Source organism: Ravibacter arvi (assembly GCF_039540405.1).
Classification (GTDB): domain Bacteria; phylum Bacteroidota; class Bacteroidia; order Cytophagales; family Spirosomataceae; genus Ravibacter; species Ravibacter arvi.
In genome coordinates this window covers 68,472-89,647 of record NZ_BAABEY010000033.1, presented here as the reverse complement: position 1 = coordinate 89,647, position 21,176 = coordinate 68,472, and the positions used below count along the sequence as shown (strand labels likewise).

Annotated in this window: 14 protein-coding genes; 8 read left to right on the top strand and 6 right to left on the bottom strand. The window is 52.0% G+C overall.

The genetic code is table 11. The annotated features are described in order from the left end of the window. Positions 1 to 13 precede the first annotated feature (13 nt). The 4 genes from ABD852_RS19025 to ABD852_RS19010 all read left to right on the top strand — a co-directional run bounded on the left by ABD852_RS19025 (position 14) and on the right by ABD852_RS19010 (position 4,839). Positions 14 to 1,468 (top strand): SusD/RagB family nutrient-binding outer membrane lipoprotein, encoded by a 1,455-nt coding sequence (locus ABD852_RS19025; RefSeq protein WP_345031795.1) that lies wholly within the window; start codon positions 14 to 16, stop codon positions 1,466 to 1,468. 12 nt (positions 1,469 to 1,480) lie between these two features. Next, positions 1,481 to 2,695, top strand: coding sequence for a Gfo/Idh/MocA family protein (locus ABD852_RS19020; RefSeq protein WP_345031793.1), 1,215 nt, complete (start codon positions 1,481 to 1,483; stop codon positions 2,693 to 2,695). Positions 2,696 to 2,760: 65 nt separating this feature from the next. Further along, positions 2,761 to 4,122, top strand: a complete 1,362-nt coding sequence (locus ABD852_RS19015) for an FAD-dependent oxidoreductase (RefSeq protein ID WP_345031792.1) — start codon at positions 2,761 to 2,763, stop codon at positions 4,120 to 4,122. Between the two features lie 153 nt (positions 4,123 to 4,275). Next, complete coding sequence (locus tag ABD852_RS19010; protein ID WP_345031790.1) at positions 4,276 to 4,839, top strand: hypothetical protein; 564 nt, start codon at positions 4,276 to 4,278, stop codon at positions 4,837 to 4,839. Between the two features lie 109 nt (positions 4,840 to 4,948). Here the strand turns inward: ABD852_RS19010 and nadA are convergent, their stop codons facing one another. Continuing rightward, complete coding sequence (gene nadA, locus ABD852_RS19005; protein WP_345031788.1) at positions 4,949 to 5,959, bottom strand: quinolinate synthase NadA; 1,011 nt, start codon at positions 5,957 to 5,959, stop codon at positions 4,949 to 4,951. Positions 5,960 to 6,260: 301 nt separating this feature from the next. On the opposite strand from nadA, the gene ABD852_RS19000 reads away from it, so the two are divergent. After that, positions 6,261 to 7,295, top strand: a complete 1,035-nt coding sequence (locus ABD852_RS19000; RefSeq protein WP_345031786.1) for an LLM class flavin-dependent oxidoreductase — start codon at positions 6,261 to 6,263, stop codon at positions 7,293 to 7,295. A 29-nt stretch (positions 7,296 to 7,324) separates the two neighbouring features. On the opposite strand, the gene flxA is transcribed toward ABD852_RS19000, so the two are convergent. After that, positions 7,325 to 8,857, bottom strand: coding sequence for a flexirubin biosynthesis tyrosine ammonia-lyase FlxA (flxA, locus tag ABD852_RS18995; RefSeq protein WP_345031784.1), 1,533 nt, complete (start codon positions 8,855 to 8,857; stop codon positions 7,325 to 7,327). A 316-nt stretch (positions 8,858 to 9,173) separates the two neighbouring features. Between flxA and ABD852_RS18990 the strand changes: the two genes are divergently transcribed. The 3 genes from ABD852_RS18990 (at position 9,174) to ABD852_RS18980 (ending at position 15,929) form a co-directional block, all read left to right on the top strand. Then, positions 9,174 to 12,959: a 1-acyl-sn-glycerol-3-phosphate acyltransferase gene (locus ABD852_RS18990; RefSeq protein WP_345031783.1), complete on the top strand. Its 3,786-nt coding sequence runs from the start codon at positions 9,174 to 9,176 to the stop codon at positions 12,957 to 12,959. Between the two features lie 8 nt (positions 12,960 to 12,967). Continuing rightward, entirely contained in the window at positions 12,968 to 14,494 is a 1,527-nt protein-coding gene (locus tag ABD852_RS18985) for a phytoene desaturase family protein (RefSeq protein ID WP_345031781.1), read from the top strand. A 181-nt stretch (positions 14,495 to 14,675) separates the two neighbouring features. Continuing rightward, positions 14,676 to 15,929, top strand: a complete 1,254-nt coding sequence (locus ABD852_RS18980; RefSeq protein WP_345031779.1) for an NAD(P)/FAD-dependent oxidoreductase — start codon at positions 14,676 to 14,678, stop codon at positions 15,927 to 15,929. Between the two features lie 3 nt (positions 15,930 to 15,932). Here the strand turns inward: ABD852_RS18980 and ABD852_RS18975 are convergent, their stop codons facing one another. From ABD852_RS18975 to dinB, 4 genes are all read right to left on the bottom strand, one after another. Further along, complete coding sequence (locus ABD852_RS18975; RefSeq protein WP_345031778.1) at positions 15,933 to 16,364, bottom strand: DUF1801 domain-containing protein; 432 nt, start codon at positions 16,362 to 16,364, stop codon at positions 15,933 to 15,935. A 24-nt stretch (positions 16,365 to 16,388) separates the two neighbouring features. Then, positions 16,389 to 16,967: a YdeI/OmpD-associated family protein gene (locus ABD852_RS18970; protein ID WP_345031776.1), complete on the bottom strand. Its 579-nt coding sequence runs from the start codon at positions 16,965 to 16,967 to the stop codon at positions 16,389 to 16,391. A gap of 88 nt (positions 16,968 to 17,055) precedes the next feature. Continuing rightward, positions 17,056 to 19,992 (bottom strand): DNA polymerase III subunit alpha, encoded by a 2,937-nt coding sequence (locus ABD852_RS18965; RefSeq protein ID WP_345031774.1) that lies wholly within the window; start codon positions 19,990 to 19,992, stop codon positions 17,056 to 17,058. Beyond that, on the bottom strand, positions 19,973 to 21,160 hold the full coding sequence (gene dinB, locus ABD852_RS18960) for a DNA polymerase IV (RefSeq protein WP_345031772.1): 1,188 nt from the start codon (positions 21,158 to 21,160) through the stop codon (positions 19,973 to 19,975). Before dinB ends, ABD852_RS18965 begins: the two co-directional genes overlap by 20 nt. Positions 21,161 to 21,176: the final 16 nt, after the last annotated feature.

Genomic DNA, 21,176 nt, shown 5'->3' with positions numbered 1-21,176 from the left:
AAACGCAAGAATCATGAAGATATATCTGATAGCGGCATTCACCATTCTCCCGGCTGCCGTGCTGGTCTCCTGCTCGGACAACGTCATGGACAAAATCGACCGGAATCCCAACCAGGTTAACGACGCACCACTTAATACCCGGCTGCCACAGGCCACTATGGGCTTTATCAAGGCCGTAGCCGGGAGTTCCTCCAACCGGCTGACTTCGTATTACGCCGAGCACCATACCAACGTGCTGGGAATGGGTGGCATTTACAACACGATGTCGAGCTACAATACAGGCGGGTGGTCAGGCGCTTATGCCGCTCTGAATGACATGAAGCTCCTGAAAGAAAAGGCAGCCGGCGAAGGCGCTTTCGGCTATGCCGGCATTGCCGAAGTGTTGATGGCTTACACTTATGCCAATCTCGTAGACCTTTACGGGGACATTCCCATGAGCGAAGCGCTGCAGGCCGGGGTGATCAGGCAACCTGCCTTTGACAAAGCGGAAGAGGTATATCCCGCGATCCAGGAAATGCTCAACAACGCTGTTGTCAACCTGGATAAGGGTGAAACCGCACTTGTAAGGCCGGCGGCAGACGACCTGGTTTTTGCAGGGAAGATGGCGCTCTGGAAAAAAACCGCCTATGCGCTCAAAATCAGGCTTTACAACAGGATGAGTAACCTTGATCCCGCCGGTTCCGCAAATTCGGTTTTGTCCGACCTGGACAAAGCGTTTTCGACTGAAGCCGATGACTTTACCTTCAAGCGGTACGCTGAAAACAAAAATTACGAAAACCCCTACTCCGGCGCCCAAAACTCGCAACCTGAATTTGCCATGGGCAACGGGATTTACAGCGCATTGAGCTGGTTCAGCCCGGTGGCGGACGTAGAGGACGACCCGCGGACACAGATTTGGTTTTCAAGGATTGACGGCAAAATAAAACCGGCGCCCAATGGCCTGGCGGGCGGCGATTTTGGCGAACCCAGGCTCGATGGCCGCTTCTTTTCAAAACCGGCGGTTTTGAAACCTTTAAACGCACCGCAGCCCCTGGCTACTTACACCGAATTGAAATTTATTGAAGCCGAGGCCAGGTTACGCCTCGGAGAGCGGGAGGCTGCTTACCAGGCCTACCAGGAGGCCGTACAACTGGCCCTGAAACAATCCGCTATTTTCAACTCTGCACGTGCGCTCGACGCTGACAGGATAAATGCTTACCTGGCGATGAAAAAAGTCTCTCCCGGAGCTGCCGGTCTGAACACCCGCACCATTCTGCTTCAGAAATATATTTACCTGTTTTATGACCAGCCGCTTGAGGCCTATAATGACATCCGGCGCGAACTGTTTATTGATATCACCGATCCGGCCGGTTTGGCCAACCGTGTCCCCTACCCGGATTCCGAAATCAGCAGAAACCCGAAAGTCCCGGCAAACGTAACACTGACCACGCTTTTTGACCCTTCGACCAAGTTGTTCTGGGCCAGATAGACAGAGACGGAGATGACCATACTCAAACGAAGAGAGTTTTTGGGAAAAATGGGCGCTGGTATTGCGGTCCTTTCCCGGGGGCTGCCGCCCGCACCGGCGGAGCCGCTTTCGATAGGCCTGATCGGTGCGGGCGCACGCGGAAAATGGCTGGCCAAAATTGCCGCCGCTATTCCCGGGCTCCGGGTTGCTGCATGCTGTGACCTTTTAAGCGCCAACCACCAAGCCTGCCATAAGGAAGTCGGCCCCCCCCTTGCATTCTATACTGACTACCGGAAACTGCTTGAATCGAAAGCGATAAGCGCTGTTATCATTGCTACGCCACTCTTTTTACATTTTGAAATGGCTGAGGAAGCGCTTAAAGCGGGCAAGCACGTCTATTGCGAAAAAACCATGACCCACACCCGGCAACAGGCTGCGGCGTTAAAAAAACTGACCGCAAACCTGCCCGGGCAGGTATTCCAGGTGGGCTATCAGCACCGCTTCAACCCGGTCTACCAGGAAGTAAAATTTCTGCTCGACCAGGGCTACTGCGGAAAATTGGCCAAGGTCGACTGTACCTGGAACCGAAACGGCAACTGGCGGCGCACGCTTCCTGATAATGTTCATTTTACGGCAAGCAAGGACTACCCGGACCTGGAACACCTGGTCAATTGGCGGATGTATGACCGGTACTCCGGCGGCCTGGTCGCCGAGCTGTGCTCACACCAGATGGACCTCCTGCACTGGCTGACCGGCGACCGGCCGGAATGGATCATGGGAACCGGTGGAATCGACTATTGGAAGGATGGACGGGATACCTATGATAATGTACACCTGCTGGTGCAATACAAAAAGGGTTTAAAGGCTTCTTTTACCTCGCTTACGAGCAATGCGCTCCAGGGGTACTCCATCAAAATACAGGGCGACAAAGGCTCGATAGTGATCACTGGAGAAGACGGTCACACGGCGAGGATATATGCCGAAAACACCGAAACCCAGGCAGACGGCGTAACCGCCGCCACAAAACTCTCCTGGGAAAACGGGGAAGGGATTCGGGTGCGCGTCAAAAATCCCGCCAGAGACGACGTTTTGCCTACTGAAGGTGCGCTCAGGCATTTTGCACAATGTATTTCGGAAAGGCGGATGCCGGTCTCCAATATTCACACGGCATACACTTCGGCAGTGACCGTTTGCCTCGCCAATGAGGCGATTTCAAAAGGCGGGAAAATAATATGGAAGGAGAATTAGACAGTCTGCAACAAACGGCTCCCGGTCATTTTTTTGCAACTTTTTAGACATTAAATCGACTTGATATGAAAAGGAGAGACTTATTACAACTGGGCCTGGCAGGGGCATTCCTGCCAACATCATTGGTCCGGGGCGGCGAATTAAAAGAAGGCCGGAAAGCATCGGTTTTCCACGAGCCTGCCAGGCAGATAACCGTGATCGAAGAGGTGGATGTAATGGTTTGCGGAGGCGGCCCGGCCGGCATTGCAGCCGCCATTGCAGCAGCCAGAAGCGGCGCCAAAACCAGGCTGATCGAATTTCACGGATGCCTCGGCGGAATCTGGACTGCCGGGCTGCTCTGCAACCTGATCGAACACGAAAACAAGGGTGGTATTATGCAGGAAATTCTTGACGCACTCAATCGCACCGGTGCGCAGGTATCGGCCACCAACTACGACGCCGAAGTCATGAAGGTGATTCTCGACCAGCTGTGTAAAAGCGCCGGCGTCGACGTAAGGCTGCATACGCGTGTTGTCGCTGCTTATACCGACAGCAAAAAGCGCCTGGAGACGATTGTCACGGAAAGCCAGTCCGGAAGGGAAGCCTGGCGGGCCAAAACTTTTATCGATACAACCGGTAACGGCGACCTGGCTGCTTACGCGGGATGTAGTTTTGACAAGGGACATCCCCGCACCGGCCTGATCCAGCCGTTTTCGATGATGGCGATCATCAGCGGAATTACCCGTTATGACATGATTCGCAGCAACCTGATCAAACATGAGGGGATAACGCACTCGCAGCACAAAATCAACCTCCGGGAAGAGATCAACAGTATCGGTATGGACCCCTCTTACGGTATGCCTACGCTGTTCCTGATCCGAGATGACCTTTTTGCCCTGATGGCCAATCACCAGTATCATGCAGATTCTTTAAACGCGCAACATATATCCGATGCGACCATTGAATCGAGAAAGGAGGTAAATGACATGGTAGACAAACTCAGGAAAAAAGGCGGGATATGGAAGGATGCACGCATTGTCGCAACCTCTGAACAGATCGGGATGCGGGAAGGACGACGGGTAAAGGGGCTGTATACGGTATCCAGGGAAGACCTGATCAAAGGCTCCCGCTTCGACGACGCGGTATGCCGGGTAAAATTTGCCGTGGACATCCACTCACTGGACGGGAAAGGAGACAAAGGATATAGCAACGACGGAGTGCGTGTGAAACCCTATGACATTCCGCTCCGCTCCCTGATTTCCAGTGAGGTCGGCGGTCTGATGATGGCCGGGCGCTGCATTAGCGGCGATTTCTTTGCACACGCCAGCTACCGCGTGACCGGTAATGCGGTTGCAATGGGCGAGGCCGCCGGGAAAGTGGCGGCAAAAGCCTCGCTGACCAATCGCCTGGCCCATGAAGTAAGCTGGAAAGAAGTAAGTCAGACCTAGGAAACCGCTCTGACCCACCCAAAGCCGGCAATGCACCGCGTGGAAAAAGAAACTTCCCCGCTGTGTTTTTTTATCTCCCGACCACATCACAAATGATGATCCCTCCGCAATTTTTACTACCTTTAAACCGGTCCGGGTAAACCCTAAATCAATATGAAAAGAAGTCACTTTTTTCGGATGCTCCTGCTACTGCCGACAGTGGTGATCGCTTCCTGCGACGACGAGAAGATCGGGGATATCGTGAAGCAGCAGGCACTTTACTTCGAGGTCAATCATATCAATTTTGCCTGGGGCTATAACCACGGCGGCTATTTGATAGACAGTTTGGGCAGGGTACTTACTTATAAAGTAGAGGAAAAACCGGCCACCGATATTCGCGAGACGGACACCTTTACAAAGGCCCGGATTGAGGAGAAACTTTCGAACAGCACGGTCTCCGCTTTTGCCCTGCCGGCCAGGGAACTATCCGAAAAAGCAGCGCAGATCTACAAAATAACCGGAAACAAATTTTCGAAGACCGTACAGATCGGGGCCGATCAGGGAGTCACGTCCTTCTATGCCTACCGGTACGATCCCCGGGAAAAGACGTATACACGCGTCCTGCTCAGCCGGAGAGGTGATATTGCGTTTTACAACACCGACTCCGATGCCCGGGAGCTGACCAAATGGATCGAAAGTGTTTTGCAACGGTACAGCGAGGCGACGAACAAAGACTGATTTTTTGCCAAAGGGACGCAGTAGCCGTGATAGTTTCCCGCATTCTTCCCTCCAAAAAAAACGACCACCTTGTCGGGTGATCGCTTATTCAGGTCAGGCCAGGAAATCATCATTTGATTTCTTTACTCAGTTCCAGCATCCGGGCAACTGATGCGTAGGCTTTTATTCTGGTTGCTTCGGGTACGACAATTTCAGGTTGCTCGTAAAGCAGGGCGTTGTACACCTTTTCGAGCGTATTCATTTTCATATATGGGCACTCCGAGCAGGCACAGGTATTGTTGTCGTTGCCCGGAGCAGGTATCAGTTTTTTCTCCGGTACCGACTCCTTCATTTTATGCAGGATGCCGGCTTCGGTAGCTACAATGAATTTCTGGCGCGGCGACTCCTTAACAAAACGCAGCAAACCGGTCGTCGAACTCACGAAATCGGCTTTCATCAGGATGTCTTCCTTGCACTCAGGGTGGGCGATCAGCAAAGCATCCGGGTTCTCCCGCATCAACTTTTCAAGCTTCTCGCGCGAAATATCGATGTGCACAATACAGGCGCCGTCCCAAAGAACCATATCGCGGCCGGTCTTCTTGGCAACGTACCGCCCCAGGTTAGCGTCGGGGGCAAAAATAATCTTCTGATCAGGCGGGAGGCTGTTGACAATATGGAGTGCATTGGACGACGTGCAGACAATGTCGGTCAAAGCCTTGATCTCGGCAGAACAGTTGATATAACTGATCACGATATGATCAGGGTATTGTGCCTTGAATGCCGCAAACCTATCGGCCGGGGCTGAATCCGCCAAGGAGCACCCCGCGTTAAGGTCAGGAATGACAACCTTCTTCTGCGGGCTCAGGATTTTTGCGGTTTCTCCCATAAAATGAACGCCGCAAAACAGGATCAGGTCAGCGTCCGTAGAGGCCGCCTGCTGCGACAAACCCAGGCTGTCCCCTATAAAATCAGCCAGGTCCTGGATCGCACCATCTACATAATAGTGAGCCAGGAGAACTGCATTTTTTTCTTTTTTTAACCGGGTAATCTCCGCGACCAAATCAACCGTACCGGCTACCGCTTCATTTACATATCCGTAGCGCGCTACCTGTTGCTTGATCTCCTCTATTGATGCTGTCATCGACAATGTTCTGTTTCTATTGAAATTGCGGGGTACTAAAACCGTGACTAATTAACAAAAAAACTCGTTATGATGCCCGGCATAATTTGAGTTTATACTATTTCTATTTAGCCCGGCGGGGGAATTGCCCCCCTGTTCAATGCGGTTGACCTTGCCGGCCCGTCCAGCGAGCCGGCGGTTCCCCGTTTTCCACTGTTTTCACTACTTAACCTAGATCAATGACCGTTCGCTCCCGGATTCGCTATTTTTGTACCGGGTTCATCAGGAATCAACTCGTTAAATCAATCTCATCGTAATAAATATGGAACTGGGAATCAGCATGTTCGGAGATCTTTCCAAAGATCAGGCCACAGAAAACCTAAAAAAACCGGAACAAAGGCTCCAAGAGCTGATCGAGGAGATCAGGCTGGCGGACGAAGTCGGCCTTGACATTTTCGGTATAGGGGAGCACCACCGCGAAGACTACGCGGTTTCAAACCCCGAAATCATATTGGCGGCGGCAGCTACCGTTACAAAAAACATTAAGCTCGGAAGCGCGGTCACGGTACTGAGCTCTGCCGACCCGGTGCGTATTTTCCAGAATTTCTCAACCGTAGACCTGCTTTCCGGCGGACGGGCTGAGCTTATGGTAGGGAGAGGCAGCTTTATTGAATCTTTCCCGTTGTTCGGCTATAACCTCCAGGACTACGACAAGCTCTTCGAAGAAAAGCTGGACCTGCTGCTGAAAATCAATGGCAATGAAGAAATAACCTGGTCGGGCACGGTTCGCCCGCCGTTAAAAAAACAGAAAGTTTACCCGCGGTCGGCGGACCAAAACCTGGATATCTGGATCGCCGTCGGCGGCACACCGGAGTCCATCATCCGCGCCGCAAGACTGGGGCTACCCCTGATGGTAGCCATCATCGGCGGCAGCCCGGCACAATTCCGCTCACGGTTTGACCTGTACAAAGACGAATACCGCAAAGCAGGGCACGACCCGGCAAAAATGCGGCTGGGAATTCATTCCCATGCGCTCGTGGGTGAAAACTCCGACGACGTTGCCAATCGGTTCTACCCCTATTATGCGGCGCAGATGAACCGTCTCGGACGCGAACGCGGCTGGCCTCCGCTCAGTCGTGAGCAGTTCGAAGGAAGCAGAAGCCGTTACGGCGCGCTGTTTGTAGGCGATCCGCAGGAGATCGTTGACAAGGTATTGCAGGTGCAGGAGATGTTCGGGCTGACCCGCTACGTAGCGCATATGGACATAGGCGGCCCCGCGCACAGCGATATCATGAAATCAATTGAACTCTTTGGCACTAAGGTTGCTCCGGAAATAAGAAAGGCGGTACAGGTTTAACCTGCACCGCCTTCCCGGGGCCTTGTCCGCTAAATGGCGCCGGGTTTCCCGGCACGAATCAGCTCGTATACTTCGCGGATAATCGGGAAAGGGACCACGTCGTCTTTTACGAACGGTGCCCTTTCTCTTATGCTGTTGTAGATCCTTACGGTGTTGGGAGAGAGCACCTCGCGCTCCTCCCCGTCCAGCAGGTCAATCGCCTGGCACACTGCCATTAAATGAATGGCCATCACCTGGAACCCGTTTTCAAGAACCGTCCTGGCGATCAGCGCACTGTTGGTACCCATGCTCACAATATCCTGGTTGTCGTTGTTATTGGGAATACTGTGCACATACATGGAATTGCTGAGGGTCTGGTTTTCAGCAGTCGTGGAAGTGGCGGTAAATTGCATTCCCTGGAAACCAAAATTCAGTCCCAGCGTTCCTGCATTCAGGAAAGGCGGAAATTTACCGTTCAGCTTGTTGTTCAGAAGGAAATTGAGCTGGCGTTCCATAAGCATTGTAAGCTTGGTGAGCACCAGTTTCAGCTTGTCCATTTCCAGCGAGATATAGTCCCCGTGGAAGTTTCCGCCATGAAAAACATTGCCGCTTTCCATGTCCACAATCGGGTTATCGTTGGTAGAATTGAATTCATTCTCCACTACCTGGATCGCTGCCTGGATGGTATCAAATACAGGCCCCAATATCTGCGGGACGCAACGCACCGAGTAGTATTCCTGTATCTTCTTCTTAAATTCCTTTCTTTTCAGTTCGTTGGCGTCGCGGTAGAGGTCGTCTCTTTTCCGGAGCAAATCGCTTCCTGATAAGAAGCTACGCATGGCGGCCGCCACCTTTTGTTGCCCGGCATGTTTCTTGACAGCATTAAGCTCCTCCGAAAAGGAGTCGTCGAAAGAACACACTATCTCGTTAAGGATGGAAGAGGCCGCAATCCCCCAGTCAAGCAAACGTTTCGCGTAAATCAGGTTAACCGCGGCAATTCCGGTCATGCAGGAGGTACCGTTGATCAGGCCGAGCCCGTCACGAAGGCTAAGCTGCAGCGGGCCAAGGCCATGTTTCTGCAGTGCTTCCGCGGCCGGAACCCGGTTGCCGTTGTCGTAAACGAACCCCTCCCCGATCAGGTTCAGGGCCAGGTGCGAAAGCTGCACCAGGTCGCCGCTTGCACCTACGCCACCATGCTCAAATACCTCAGGCACAATGCGATAGTTCAGAAATTCCTGCAATTTCTGCAGAACAGCTTCGCTTATTCCCGAATTGCCCTGCGACAGAGAAGCCAGCCGGGCCAGCACTACGCCGCGCGCATAGGTTTCGTCAAGCGTCTTGCCAATCCCGGAGGAGTGGCTGCGGATCAGGTTATATTGGAGGTATTTTAAATCCTCGGCTTCAATCCGGTACTGGGCCATCGGGCCAAAACCGGTATTGATTCCATATATAATGGTATTCTCGGAAAACGACTCCAGAAATTCGAAAGATCTGCGGACACGTTTCAGTACGTCTTCTTCAAGTACAAGAATCTTTCCGTCGAGCGCGTAACTTTCAATCCCGCTAAGGGAGATATGGTTCATTAGAATGTTTTATGTAATAAATTTAACATCTCGCCTGTGCCCGCTTCCGGCTTTCCTGCCGACCCGGCTTCCTGCAGCGAACCCCACGAACGGTAGGGACAAACGCCGCCGGGCACGACCGACGCACAAACTTTCGGCCCCAAAAATAATAAAATTGCTGAAGCACAACCGATGTTTATCGGGCCGATATTGTCAAACTTGTTGCATGTTCCTAATTTTGACGGATAGTACCTGCGATTAATTGATGATTTCCGAACCGCTTATCCGAATCTCTCGCTTTCTAACCGAAAAAAGGGGGGTCTTCTTTTTTTTATTAGTGTCGATCGGGTTGATGCTGGCCTATGGCATTTCAAGGCTCAGGATTTCGGAAAGAATTTTTGACACACTCCCGAAAGGAAGCAGGTTTTCTACCTTTCAGAAGCTGATTTCAGAGGCCCGGCTAGACAACCAGGTACTGTTTGCCCTTGACCTCCCCGATCACACAGATACTGACGCCGCCCTCGATACGGTAGCTGCTTTTGCTGCCCGGCTGGAACAGCAATCGGCAGGCTTGCTCACAAACATCACGGAATTCCGCGAAAACGCCGACGCCGGGGTAATGGCCTATGCCCTCGATCACCTCCCCGAAATCATTGATACCTCGGCGTACAAAAATATCGACCAGGCGATTACACCGGAGGCGATCCGGGCGTCGATCCGGAGGGCCCGCGGCCAATTGGCTACGCCTGAGGGCGCCTGGACGAAAGAAGTACTGGTCAACGACCCGCTGGGACTTTCGTTCCCCTTTTTCCAGTCGCTTCGGGAAAGCGCCGGAGATTCCGGTTTTGAAAACGGAATGGTATTGATCAACGACGGGAAGCAGGTCCTGGTTACCGCGCAAACGGCCTTCCCAACCGGTGACTCCCAAAACGCTACTGCACTTTTCAAGCGCCTGGAAGCCCTTAAAACGGATTGGAACTTACAGCATCCGGAACAAAAGCTGCACTATTTCGGCGCCTTTGCCATTGCGGCCCAAAACGCCATTCAAATAAAAGAAGACTCGATAAAAACACTGGCCGTTGCGCTTGTACTGATCATGAGTTTGCTTTGGTTATATTACAGGAGCCTGAAAACTTCCTTCGTCATTCTCACACCGGCTGCCTTTGGCGGGCTGTTTGCCCTCGGCGTACTGGGCTACCTGAACCCGGACGTTTCAGGGATCTCGCTTGCAACCGGCGCGGTGCTGCTGGGCATAGCCCTGGACTATTCCATACATTTTGTCAGTCATTTTAAGCATACCGGCTCCGCATCACGTACGGTCACCGAAATTTCCACGCCGCTCATTACCGGGAGCCTGACGACGATCCTGGCCTATTCCGCATTGATTTTTGCCAATTCCAAGTTGCTCCGGGACTTTGGGATTTTCGCCGGGCTCGCGCTTTCCAGCGCTTTGATTTTTACACTAACCGCATTACCCGTAATCCTAAAGCTTACCGGTGCCGCAGGCGGGAGCGCTGCCGAAAGAAAGCCGCTATTTGTAGTGCCGGAAATCCCGAAACGCTACGGATTGCCGGTTTTGGTCTTCCTGGGCGTTCTTTCCATCTTCTTTTATAGCCGGGCAGACGACGTGCGGTTTGACGGCGACCCGCGCAACATCAGCACGCAATCAAAAGCATTACAGGAGGCTGAACGGCTAATGACCCCTATCGACCCCGCCCACGATGTACAGCTTTATGTCTTCACATCGGATCGCGACGACGATAGGGCGGCCGATGCCAATACCCGGGTTTATCAAAGTCTCCTGGGTTTAAAATCAAACCACCTGGTTAAGAGCTTTGTCTCTGCTGCCGCATTTTCTACCTCCGACAACACAAGAAACGCGAGGCAACGCGCCTGGACGCAGTATTGGACCGAAAAAAGCGCCCCCGTTATTGCTGAGATCCGAAAGGCCGGTGACGACGCCGGCTTTTCCCCCGGGGCTTTTTCAGGTTTTGAAGCACTTATTTCCGGACAACCCGGGCCCCGGAACGGACGAGCGGCCGCCGCCGAAATCATGCAGCAGATGGGGCTGGACCGGTTGGTGGCCCGCCGCAACAACGAGTCTACCTACATCACGACGGTAGTAGTCGACAAAAAACGGTTAAATGAGGTAAAAGCGGCAATCGGCAATATTGAAGGTGCGGAAGTATTTTACAGGTCGGAAATGGCGGAGTCATTGCTCGGGGTTGTCAGGGAAGACTTCAATTACATCCTGTTTGTCTCCGCAGCCATTGTCTTTATTGCCCTGTTTCTCTTGTATGGGCGACTTGAATTGGTACTGCTATCCTTCCTGCCCATGTGTATCAGCTGGATCTGGATCCTGGGTATCACCGTGCTCTTCGACATAAAGTTCAATTTTGTCAATGTAGTCTTTGCCACCTTCATTTTTGGTTTGGGTGATGACTTCAGCATCTTCATGACCGACGGCCTTTTACAGCGCTACCGGCAGGGGCGGAGTAAATTATCCTCCTATACATCGGCCATTTCACTGTCCGGGCTTACCGTCCTGATCGGGACGGGCGCCCTGTTTTTTGCCTCCCACCCCGCACTCCGGTCCATAGCGGTGGTGAGCGTCCCGGGGATTCTCTGCATCGTGTTCATTTCATTGGTTTTTCAGCCTGTCGTATTCGGTCTTTTTGTACAAAACCGTGTTGACAAAGGGAGAACGCCAATTGGCCTGGCCACCTTTGTCAAAACCTGGGCGTGCTTTCTTTTTTTTGTCTGCATGTGTTACCTGGCGTTCCTGGTTATGCTGGTCCTGATGATCCTGCCCTTTTCCAAAAAACGGAAGCAGGTATGGCTGGCCTGGGTCATGCACAAACTCTCCGGCGCAGTGATGTATTCCGGCACGCAGATCAGGAAAAAAACATTCGGCCGCGAACATCTTGATCCGAGGCGGCCGGTTATACTGATCGCCAACCATTCCTCTTTTCTCGACACCATGATTGTGCTTATGCATCACCCCAAAGCGGTGATCATGGTTAAGGAATGGGTTTACAAGTCACCACTTTATGGTTGGGTGATCCGCTACGCCAACTACATTTTTATGGAGGAAGGACCGGAAGCAAACGCAGACCAGGCACGCCGCCTGACCGACGAAGGGTATTCGATCATTATCTTTCCCGAAGGCACCCGGTCGGAAGACGGGAAGCTCAAAAGATTTCACAAGGGAGCCTTTTTTCTTGCCGAGCAGCTTCATTTGCCCATACAGCCGTTTCTCATTCACGGAGCCGGGTATGTATCACCCAAAAACGAGCTGGTAATAAAAAAAGGACCGGTAAATGTCAAAATACTCCCGGCCATATCGCCCGATGACGAAAGCTGGGGCGAAAATTTTCAACAACGTACCAAAAGTATCTCACGTTATTTCAAAACCGAATTCGAGCACTTTCAGCACCAGATGGACGATACCTGGTTCCTGAAACAACGGGTTTTCAATAATTACATTTTCAAAGGACCGGTACTGGAGTGGTATTTCAAGGTAAAATGGGAGCTTGAGAAAAAGAACTATGAACGTTATGATCTGAAAATAGGGACCAGACAAAGGATCCTCGACCTCGGGTGCGGGTACGGATTCCTCAGTTTCTACCTCCATTTCCGCAACCCGGGTCGGCAGATAACCGGTGTTGACTATGACGCAGATAAGATTGAAATTGCCGCCAATGCCTATGACAAAACCCCGCGGTTGTCGTTTGTCCGGGCGGACGTCAGAAACTTTGAAATCGGTCCGCAGGATGTGATTTTCCTGAACGATGTGCTCCACTACCTGTCCGGAGAAGACCAGCGCGCGCTTTTAGATAAATGTATAGAAAACCTTTCACCAGGGGGGATACTGTTTATCCGGGACGGAATTACGGACGAAACCGACAGGCACCAAAAAACCAGGCTGACCGAGTGGCTTTCTACCCGGCTCTTTTCGTTTAATAAAACCGATGGCCGGCTTCATTTCTTCTCACGACAGGATATCAGGTTATTCGCCGAGTCGCATCACCTCGAATCTGAGGAAGAAGTGCATTCCCGAAAAACCTCCAATAAACTCTTTATTCTCACAAAACCCGGAAATCAGGCCATTCTGCCACAGTGATTTTTGACATGGAAAAACAAGAAGCAAACTATGACTTCGTGATCGTGGGAAGCGGGCTGGGCGGGTTGGTATGCGGGTGTATCCTGGCTTCGGAAGGATATAGCGTTGCCATTCTTGAAAAAAACCACCAGATCGGCGGCATGCTGCAGGTTTTTAGTCGTGAAAAAACGATCCTGGACACCGGTGTGCATTACCTCGGCAGCCTGAATCCGGGGGAAAATCTTTACCAATTGTTTAAATACCTGGGAATCCTGGACGAACTCAAACTGAAGCGGCTGGGTCCTGAAAAGGTCGATGTGATCAGGTTCGAAGACGGTCAGGAGTATGCAATTCCTGAAGGTTATGACCGCTTCACGCAGTACCTGACCAAAGAATTCCCGGAAGAATCGGAGGCGATTTATGCCTATTGCGAAAAAATACGGGAAGTATGCTCCTGTTTCCCGCTGTACCGCCTCGACGCGTCGGCGCCACGGTACCTGGAGCACCCTGAAATTATGACCCTTAATGCCTTTGAATACATCGGCAGCATTACCCAAAATAAAAGGTTACAAAACGTTCTGGCCGGCACCAACTCATTTCTTTACGCCGGAAACCGTTCTTCCACGCCGTTTTACGTGCATGCACTGATTGTCAACAGCTACCTTAGCGGCGCTTTCAGGTTGATTGACGGCGGTTCTCAGCTGGCCATTTTGCTCAGCCGCCGCATCAGGAATTCAGGCGGGCAGATTTTCCGGCGGAAAAAAGTCACCGGCGCCAGGTATGACGACAAAAAAATGATTGCGGTAACTACCGAAGACGGCAGCATTTTTTATGGGAAAAACTTTATTTCAAATCTGCATCCCGCATCGACTGTCCGGCTTTTTGGCGAACAACATTTCCTGAAAGTATATAACCGGCGTATAACGGGGCTGACCAATAGCATTTCTTCATTCACGGCACACCTGATCTTTAAGCCGGGTGCTTTCCCCTATTTGAATTATAACATTTATCAATACCACCGGGACGACGTGTGGGGCGGTCCTGACTACACCCCCGACACCTGGCCCGAGCAATATTTCATCAGTACGCCGGCCCATTCAAAATCTCCCGAATATGCCGAATCGATGTCCGTAATGGCCTTTATGCGGTTTGAAGAAGTAGCGGAATGGGCAGACTCCTTCAACACGGTTGCAGAACCCGGCGCAAGGGGAACAGATTACGAACGCTTCAAAAAACAAAAGGAGGAACAGATTCTGGTGCGACTGGAGCACGTTTTCCCGGGGATACGCCGGCAAATCAAGTCCATTCACAGTTCCACTCCGCTCACCTTCAGAGACTATACGAATAGCCCCGACGGTTCTATGTACGGAATATCGAAAACAACGGAAAACCCGCTGAGCACGGTGATCAGCACCAAAACGCACGTTCCTAACCTCTACCTGACCGGGCAGAATATTTTTATGCACGGAATTCTGGGCGTTGCGCTCGGCGCTGTTGCCACTTGCTCAATGTTTCTCGAAAAGGAAACGCTTATCCGTAAAATCGCAGATGCGTGAATGGGATTAATGATTAGATTTGGGAGGGAGGGAAATCGGAGGTCGGAAATCGGAAATCGGAGGTCGGAGGTCGGAGATCGGAGATCAGAGATCAGAAATCGGAGATCCGAGGTCACTATGAACAGGGCCGGGTTCCGATTTCCGATTTCCGACTTCCCCACATAACAATTAAACCTATAAAATGGAGAATTTCGACGTCGTTGTCATTGGCGCGGGACCGTCTGGAGCGGTCGCGGCGTCCTGGCTTAAATTGAACGGGTACCAGGTATTAGTTTTGGAAAAAGAGACCTTTCCAAGGTTTCAGATCGGGGAAAGCCTGTTGCCATGCTGTATGTCCCACCTTGAAGCGGCCGGGCTTCTGGATGCGGTCAAGGCCCGGAACTTCCAGGTCAAGTCCGGGGCCGGCTTCCTGCGTGAAAGCCAGCAGTTCGAATTCTACTTCGACGACCAATACACCGAAAACGCCTGGACCTGGACCTGGCAGGTCAAGCGGGCAGACTTCGACCTGGCGCTCATCACGGAAACCGAGCGAAAAGGCGTTCCAGTCCGCTTCCGCTGCGAAGTCACCGCAGTCAGGAACAGCACCGACCTGCAGGAGGTTGACTACACCGACGAGCACGGCGGCCTTCACACGGTACGCGCCAGGTTTATCATCGATGCCAGCGGGTACGGACGCGTCCTGCCACGTCTGTTTGACTTGAGCCGCCCCTCCAGGTTCACGGCACGTGGCGCTGTATTCTCCCACCTGGATGACAGCAAAAGAACCGACAAGGCAAGCCGTAATATATTTGTACATTCGTTCGACAACAACCGCTCCTGGATCTGGGCCATTCCGTTTTCCGACCATACAACTTCCGTCGGTATCGTAGGCGACCGGGATTACATAAGCGACCTCGCTGAAAACGGCGGCGCAAAATACAAGGCTTTTATCCAGTCATTCCCCGATCTGCAAGGACGCTTCGACACTTCACATTTCAGGTTCGAGCCTCGTGCAATCCTGGGCTACTCCGTGGGCGTAAAGCAAATGTTCGGACCCGGTTTCGTGCTCGCAGGCAACAGCACCGAATTCCTAGACCCGATCTTTTCTTCGGGTGTAACGTTTGCTACCGCTTCCGGCCTGCTTTCCGCAAGGATGGTCCACAAACATTTATCCGGTCAACAGGTCGACTGGAAAACGGAGTACGAAGATGTGGTTCAGAAAGGTATTGATGTGTTCCGCAGCTATGTTACAGGCTGGTACAATGGCGACTTCCAGACCATCATATTTGCAGACCGCGTCGATCCGTTAATCAAAAAGCAGATCTGCTCGGTCCTGGCCGGATATGTATGGGATGAAACCAACCCCTTTGTAAAAAAACACGAGACCATCCTGGGCACGCTTGCGCAGGTGATCAAACTACGGGAAAAGCAACAACAGGCGGAGCAAAACCTCTGAGCGTTATTCCTTCTGCCGGTCGCCATAAGTTTCTTGCAGGAAAGCAATGGTTTGCCGGCATAGCCTGGTCAGCCGGCCTGCATCTATGTCGCTCATCTTTTTGACATAGATGCAGGCTTTACCCATTTTAAAGCGTCCAAGCCCTTCAAGCAGGTGCTCATGTTCGGGCAGACCGGTAAAGGCGTACACCGAAATAGCCGCCTTTCGCGGCGAAAATCCCAATAACGGGGCATCTCCCTCATGACCGCTCGCATAACGGTAGTGATAACGCCCGAAACCAATAATAGTCGGTCCCCACATCCTGGGCGGATGGCCTGATACTTCTTCCATCAATCGGGCCAGCGCAAAACTGTCATCACGTTGCCGTTCGTCTTCAACTGCCAGTATAAAGTCTTCAACGCTCCTTTCGGTTTCTTCTGTCTTGTTTTTTGCCATAGCTCTGCCGTATATTGCTGTGGATCAATTGTTGCTCCTACCCTTTTTGTACTGGTCATGGAGCCCTGTTCCCGCAAGAATCAAAGGTGTAATTTTCTCCAGCCTTGCTACGCGCGTCGCATCCCGTTTGGCTTCCAGGATAAATTCCACGTATTCCCGCTGCTTATAAGGTGTTAACCGGTCAAAAGCCGCCGAAAGGCCCTGATCTTGATTCAGACGCGCTTCCAGCTCGACCGGCAATGACAAAGTATCGGCCTTTTCCGGCTTCCAGACCAGTCCTTTTTCGGTATTTTCAACGGCTTCCGCCACGTAGGCAAGAATCTGTTTCTCGTTGACCTCCCTGATCGACCGGAAGCGCCACTGCCTCAGGGCTTTTGTTTTTCCTTCCTGCGCGTTGATGAGTACGCCGAGCGGGTCTTTCAGATACACCCCCTGGTAAAACCAGAGCGCAAAAAAATCGTTAAAGCCGCCATAGGCCACGACATTTGCTCCCTGATGGGTAAATACTTCGGCGCCCCATTTGATCTCTACCGGCAAACCGGTTTTTTCGAGAATGCTCCTGAGAAGGTTCAACTCTTCCTTCCAACGCTCGTGTTTGTTCATTGATAAACCATTTTTGCCCCCACAAGATCGGATCATTTTCTGGTACAAAATGCAAAAAAAACACTATTTCTGAAAGCTGTTTGTCAAATTAAACGCTTCTCGGGTCGGGTTTCAGCGGCATTTTGGCACAGCGGATCACGTCAAGAACCGGTTGCCCGAAATCCATGACCACTCGCCCTTCCAGGAGATACAGCCCGTTCCCGCGAAGCGGGTACCCGGCCAGTGAGGCAGGATAATGCACCGTATCAAAGAAGTCGCCGTTTGCGTCGAGAAAAGTCCCGTACTTCTGCAGCTGGTTCCGCCTTGTCTGTACCTGTTTGTCAATTACGAAATCCCCAACCATCCTCAGCGTTTTACCTTCATACTCCGCCAGCTCTCTGGCAGATACCTCCCCCCGATAGGCGCTTTTTGCCAGTGAGAACATACTTACCGTCACCGGGAAACCGATGATTTCGATTTCATCGTACAGATCTTCAAGCTCGTCTGCTTCCAACTGGGGCAGAACGGGTTTGACCGACATATTTTCAAAAAGAGAAGCCGACACATTTCTTTTCCGTTGCCCGGAAAACAACAAATGGGCCTCCCAAAGGAGCTCTCTTTTCCCCACACCCGAAAAGCGAAAAGCACCGCACCTGATCAGCACAAGTACCTGGTCCAATGTTGCACCTGTGCGCAGCACAAAATTCTCCAGGCTGAGATAATTTCCATTTTGCCGCCGCTCTTCAGGTACCAGCTCCGCCAGCCGGCTCTCAAAATGCAGCAGGCAATCCAAACCGAGATAAATCTGATCTCCCGCTATGGTCGTGTTGTGCCCGCTCGTGTTTACACAGGGCAGGCATATCTGCCCGCCCGCCTTCCGGGCCTCATTGATATAGACCTTCCGGTTATAAAATCCACCGTAGTTATTCAAAACCGCCACCATAAACTCAAGCGGATAGTAGGTTTTGAGATACAGGCTCTGGTAGCTTTCAACGGCATAGCTCGCACTATGCGCCTTGTTGAAACTATAGCCGGCAAAAGACTCCATTTGCCGCCATATCTCCTGCGAAACCTGTTCGTCGTAGCCTTTGTCCCGGCAATTGGTAAAAAACTTTTTCTCTATCTCCCTAAGCGATTTCCAGTCCCGGCTCTTCCCGCTCATCATCCGGCGGAGCACATCGGCTTCCGCCATATCCAGGCCGCCATAGAAATGTCCTATTTTCATGACGTCTTCCTGGTAAACCATTACGCCATAGGTCTCCTTTAAATGGGCTTCAAAAACCGGGTGCGGGTAGTTGGTCTTACCGGGATCAAGGTGGCGTTCGATATAGGCGCGCATCATACCGCTGCTCGCCACCCCCGGCCGGATAATGGAAGATGCCGCCACCAACGTCAGGTACTTGTCGCAGCGGAGCTTAATCAGAAGCTGCCGCATCCCCGGCGATTCTATATAAAAACAGCCGATGGTATCGGCCTCTTTCAGCCTGGCAGCCACCTTTTCGTCGGAAAAAAAACGCTGAGGCTGGTCAATATTGACCTCCTCGCCGCGATTCCGGAGCACCAGTTCCCGGCAATCCCGGATATGTCCTATCCCGCGCTGTGAAAGGATGTCAAATTTTTCAAAGCCGATTTCTTCGGCCACGTACATGTCGAACTGAACTGTTGGCAGCCCCTTAGGCGGATAGTCCAGCGCGGCATAACTGGTCAGCGGTTCTTCCGAAATCAGTACCCCCGAAGCATGGATGGTCCTTTGATTGGGAAAATCGGCCATGCGGTTGTATACATTCAGAATAAGGCCGGTCACTTCGTTTTTATTGAGCATGTGTTCCGGCTCGTGGATCAACCGGTCGATTTCGCGCTTGGGCAAGCCGTAAATTTTCCCAAGCTCGCGTATTACGGACCGTGACCGGAAAGTGCTCATCGCCCCCATCAACCCGACATGCCCGGGAGCATAGCGGTTGAATAGGTAGTGATACACTTCGTCGCGGTCGCGCCAGCTAAAATCGATATCAAAATCAGGCGGAGACTGTCGCTTCGGATTCAAAAAACGTTCGAAATATAGGCCCAACTCAATCGGGCATACATTGGTGATCCCGAGGCAATAGGCAATGATACTGTTGGCGCCGCTCCCGCGGCCTACGTAGTAGTACCCCCGGCTCCTGGCGAATCGACAAATATCGTCGGTCATCAGGAAGTACGAAGAGAATCCGAGCGCATCAATGGTCTCCAATTCGTCTTTCACCCGCTGCACGGCATGTACGTTGTCGGCGCTGTAGCGATTCAGGAATCGCTCTTCCGTCAAACGTCGCAACAGCTCGCGGTCTTCATAACGACCGGAAGTAAAAGCGGCCTTGTTTTTTATTGCCCGGAAATCGAACCGGAACGAGCAATCTTCCAGGAGCCGCTCGGTGTTGCGTATTACCTGGGGTACCTGCTGATAGCGCGCGAGCAATTGCTGTCGCGGAACAAAAAACTCATCGGCATTCGCAACATGTTCTCTTTTCAACTGTGAAATGAGCAAATTTTGATCAATGGCTCTCAATTGCGAATGCAGCAGGACATCTTCGCGCCCGAATGAGACCGTCGCCAGCATTACATACCGCTGCAATTCCGACGGTGCGGCCATCACCACCCGGCCGACCTGTGCCGGTGTGATGCCGATCCATTCATGTTCCCGGAGCTGCCCGACCGCTTTACTGCCGAAAGGGTAAATTACCCACACATTTTCAAAACCGGGCGGCGTCTCCGGGAAGCTTCCGCCGGCCCGGTTACTCCGTGTCGCCAGCTCATTGAGCTCTCGAAAGCCCGCTTCGTTCCGGGCGATACCGAGGTACATCAGGTTATCGCCATTCCGGAATTCAAAACCTGCAAGACCGTTCAAACCGGCTTTACCGGTCGCTCGGACAAAATCGAGAACGCCGGAACTGTTGTTGATGTCAGTTAATACGGCCGTGTCATACCCGTTCTCGAGCATCCCCTGAACCAGTTTTTCAATGCTCAGGGTACCATACCGCAAACTGTAATAACTATGTAGGTTGAGCAGCATGGAGATTTCCTTTTGAATCCGGCCGGTCGTTCATTGTAATACCGCGGCCAATGGCACTGAAGCCGAAACGACTGCGGATGCGGTCAAGCGCCTGGGACAGCTGCAAATCCTCAAACTTATCGTCAAAAAGATCAACCTGGTAATTCCCCCGGATAAGCGTCCCGAACTTTACCCCTATCAAACGGATCAGCATCCGCCTGCTGTAAAGCTTTTCGAAGAGTGACAGCACCTGCGGGACAATGGCTCTTTCTGAATTGGTGTACGGAATACGTATCTGCCTGATATGGGTATCAAAATTTGAATACCTGATTTTCAGCGTAATGCAGCCAGTCAGCTTTCCTTCGCTACGCAGGTCGAAGCATAGCGCATCGACCATCGACAGCATGGTGCTTCTGAGAAGCACCATATCAATGGTATCGACGTGGTAGGTGGTCTCTTTGCTCATGCTTTTCTGCTGGTGAAACGGCACCACAGGACTGTCATCCACCCCGTTGGCCTTTCGCCAAATGGCAACGCCATTATCCCCCATCACCCGCTGCAGCGTAAAAACGTCCATTTGCTGTAAGGTCCCTATTTTTGAAATGCCCATATTCCGTAGCATAGGATAGGTTTTCTCCCCTATCCCGGGAATCTTCCGGATCGAAAGCGGGGCCAGGAAGGGCTTTTCAGTTCCGTCGGCTACCTGTCGCTCACCGCAGGGCTTGGCTTCCCCGGTTGCTATTTTTGAAACCGTTTTATTCGTCGACAGCCCGAACGAAATCGGCAGCCCCGTTTCCCTGATAATCCGACGGCGAAGCTCCTGCGCCCATTTCCAGCTCCCAAAGAAGCGGTCCATACCGGTCAGGTCGAAATAGTGCTCGTCAATACTCGCCTTTTCTACCAGCGGCACACTGCCTTCGATGATTTCGGTTACCATATTCGAGTATTTCGAGTACCGGTCATGATCTCCTCTTACCAAAACGGCTTCGGGACAAAGCTGCCGGGCGAGTTTCATCGGCATGGCACTGTGAATGCCGAATTTTCGCGCTTCGTAAGAACACGACGCCACAACGCCACGATCAGAGCTTCCGCCGATTAATACCGGTTTCCCTACGAGATCATCATTCAGCAAGCGTTCTACCGATACAAAAAATGTATCCAAATCACAGTGCACTATCTGACGTTCCATTTTTATTTACTAATTT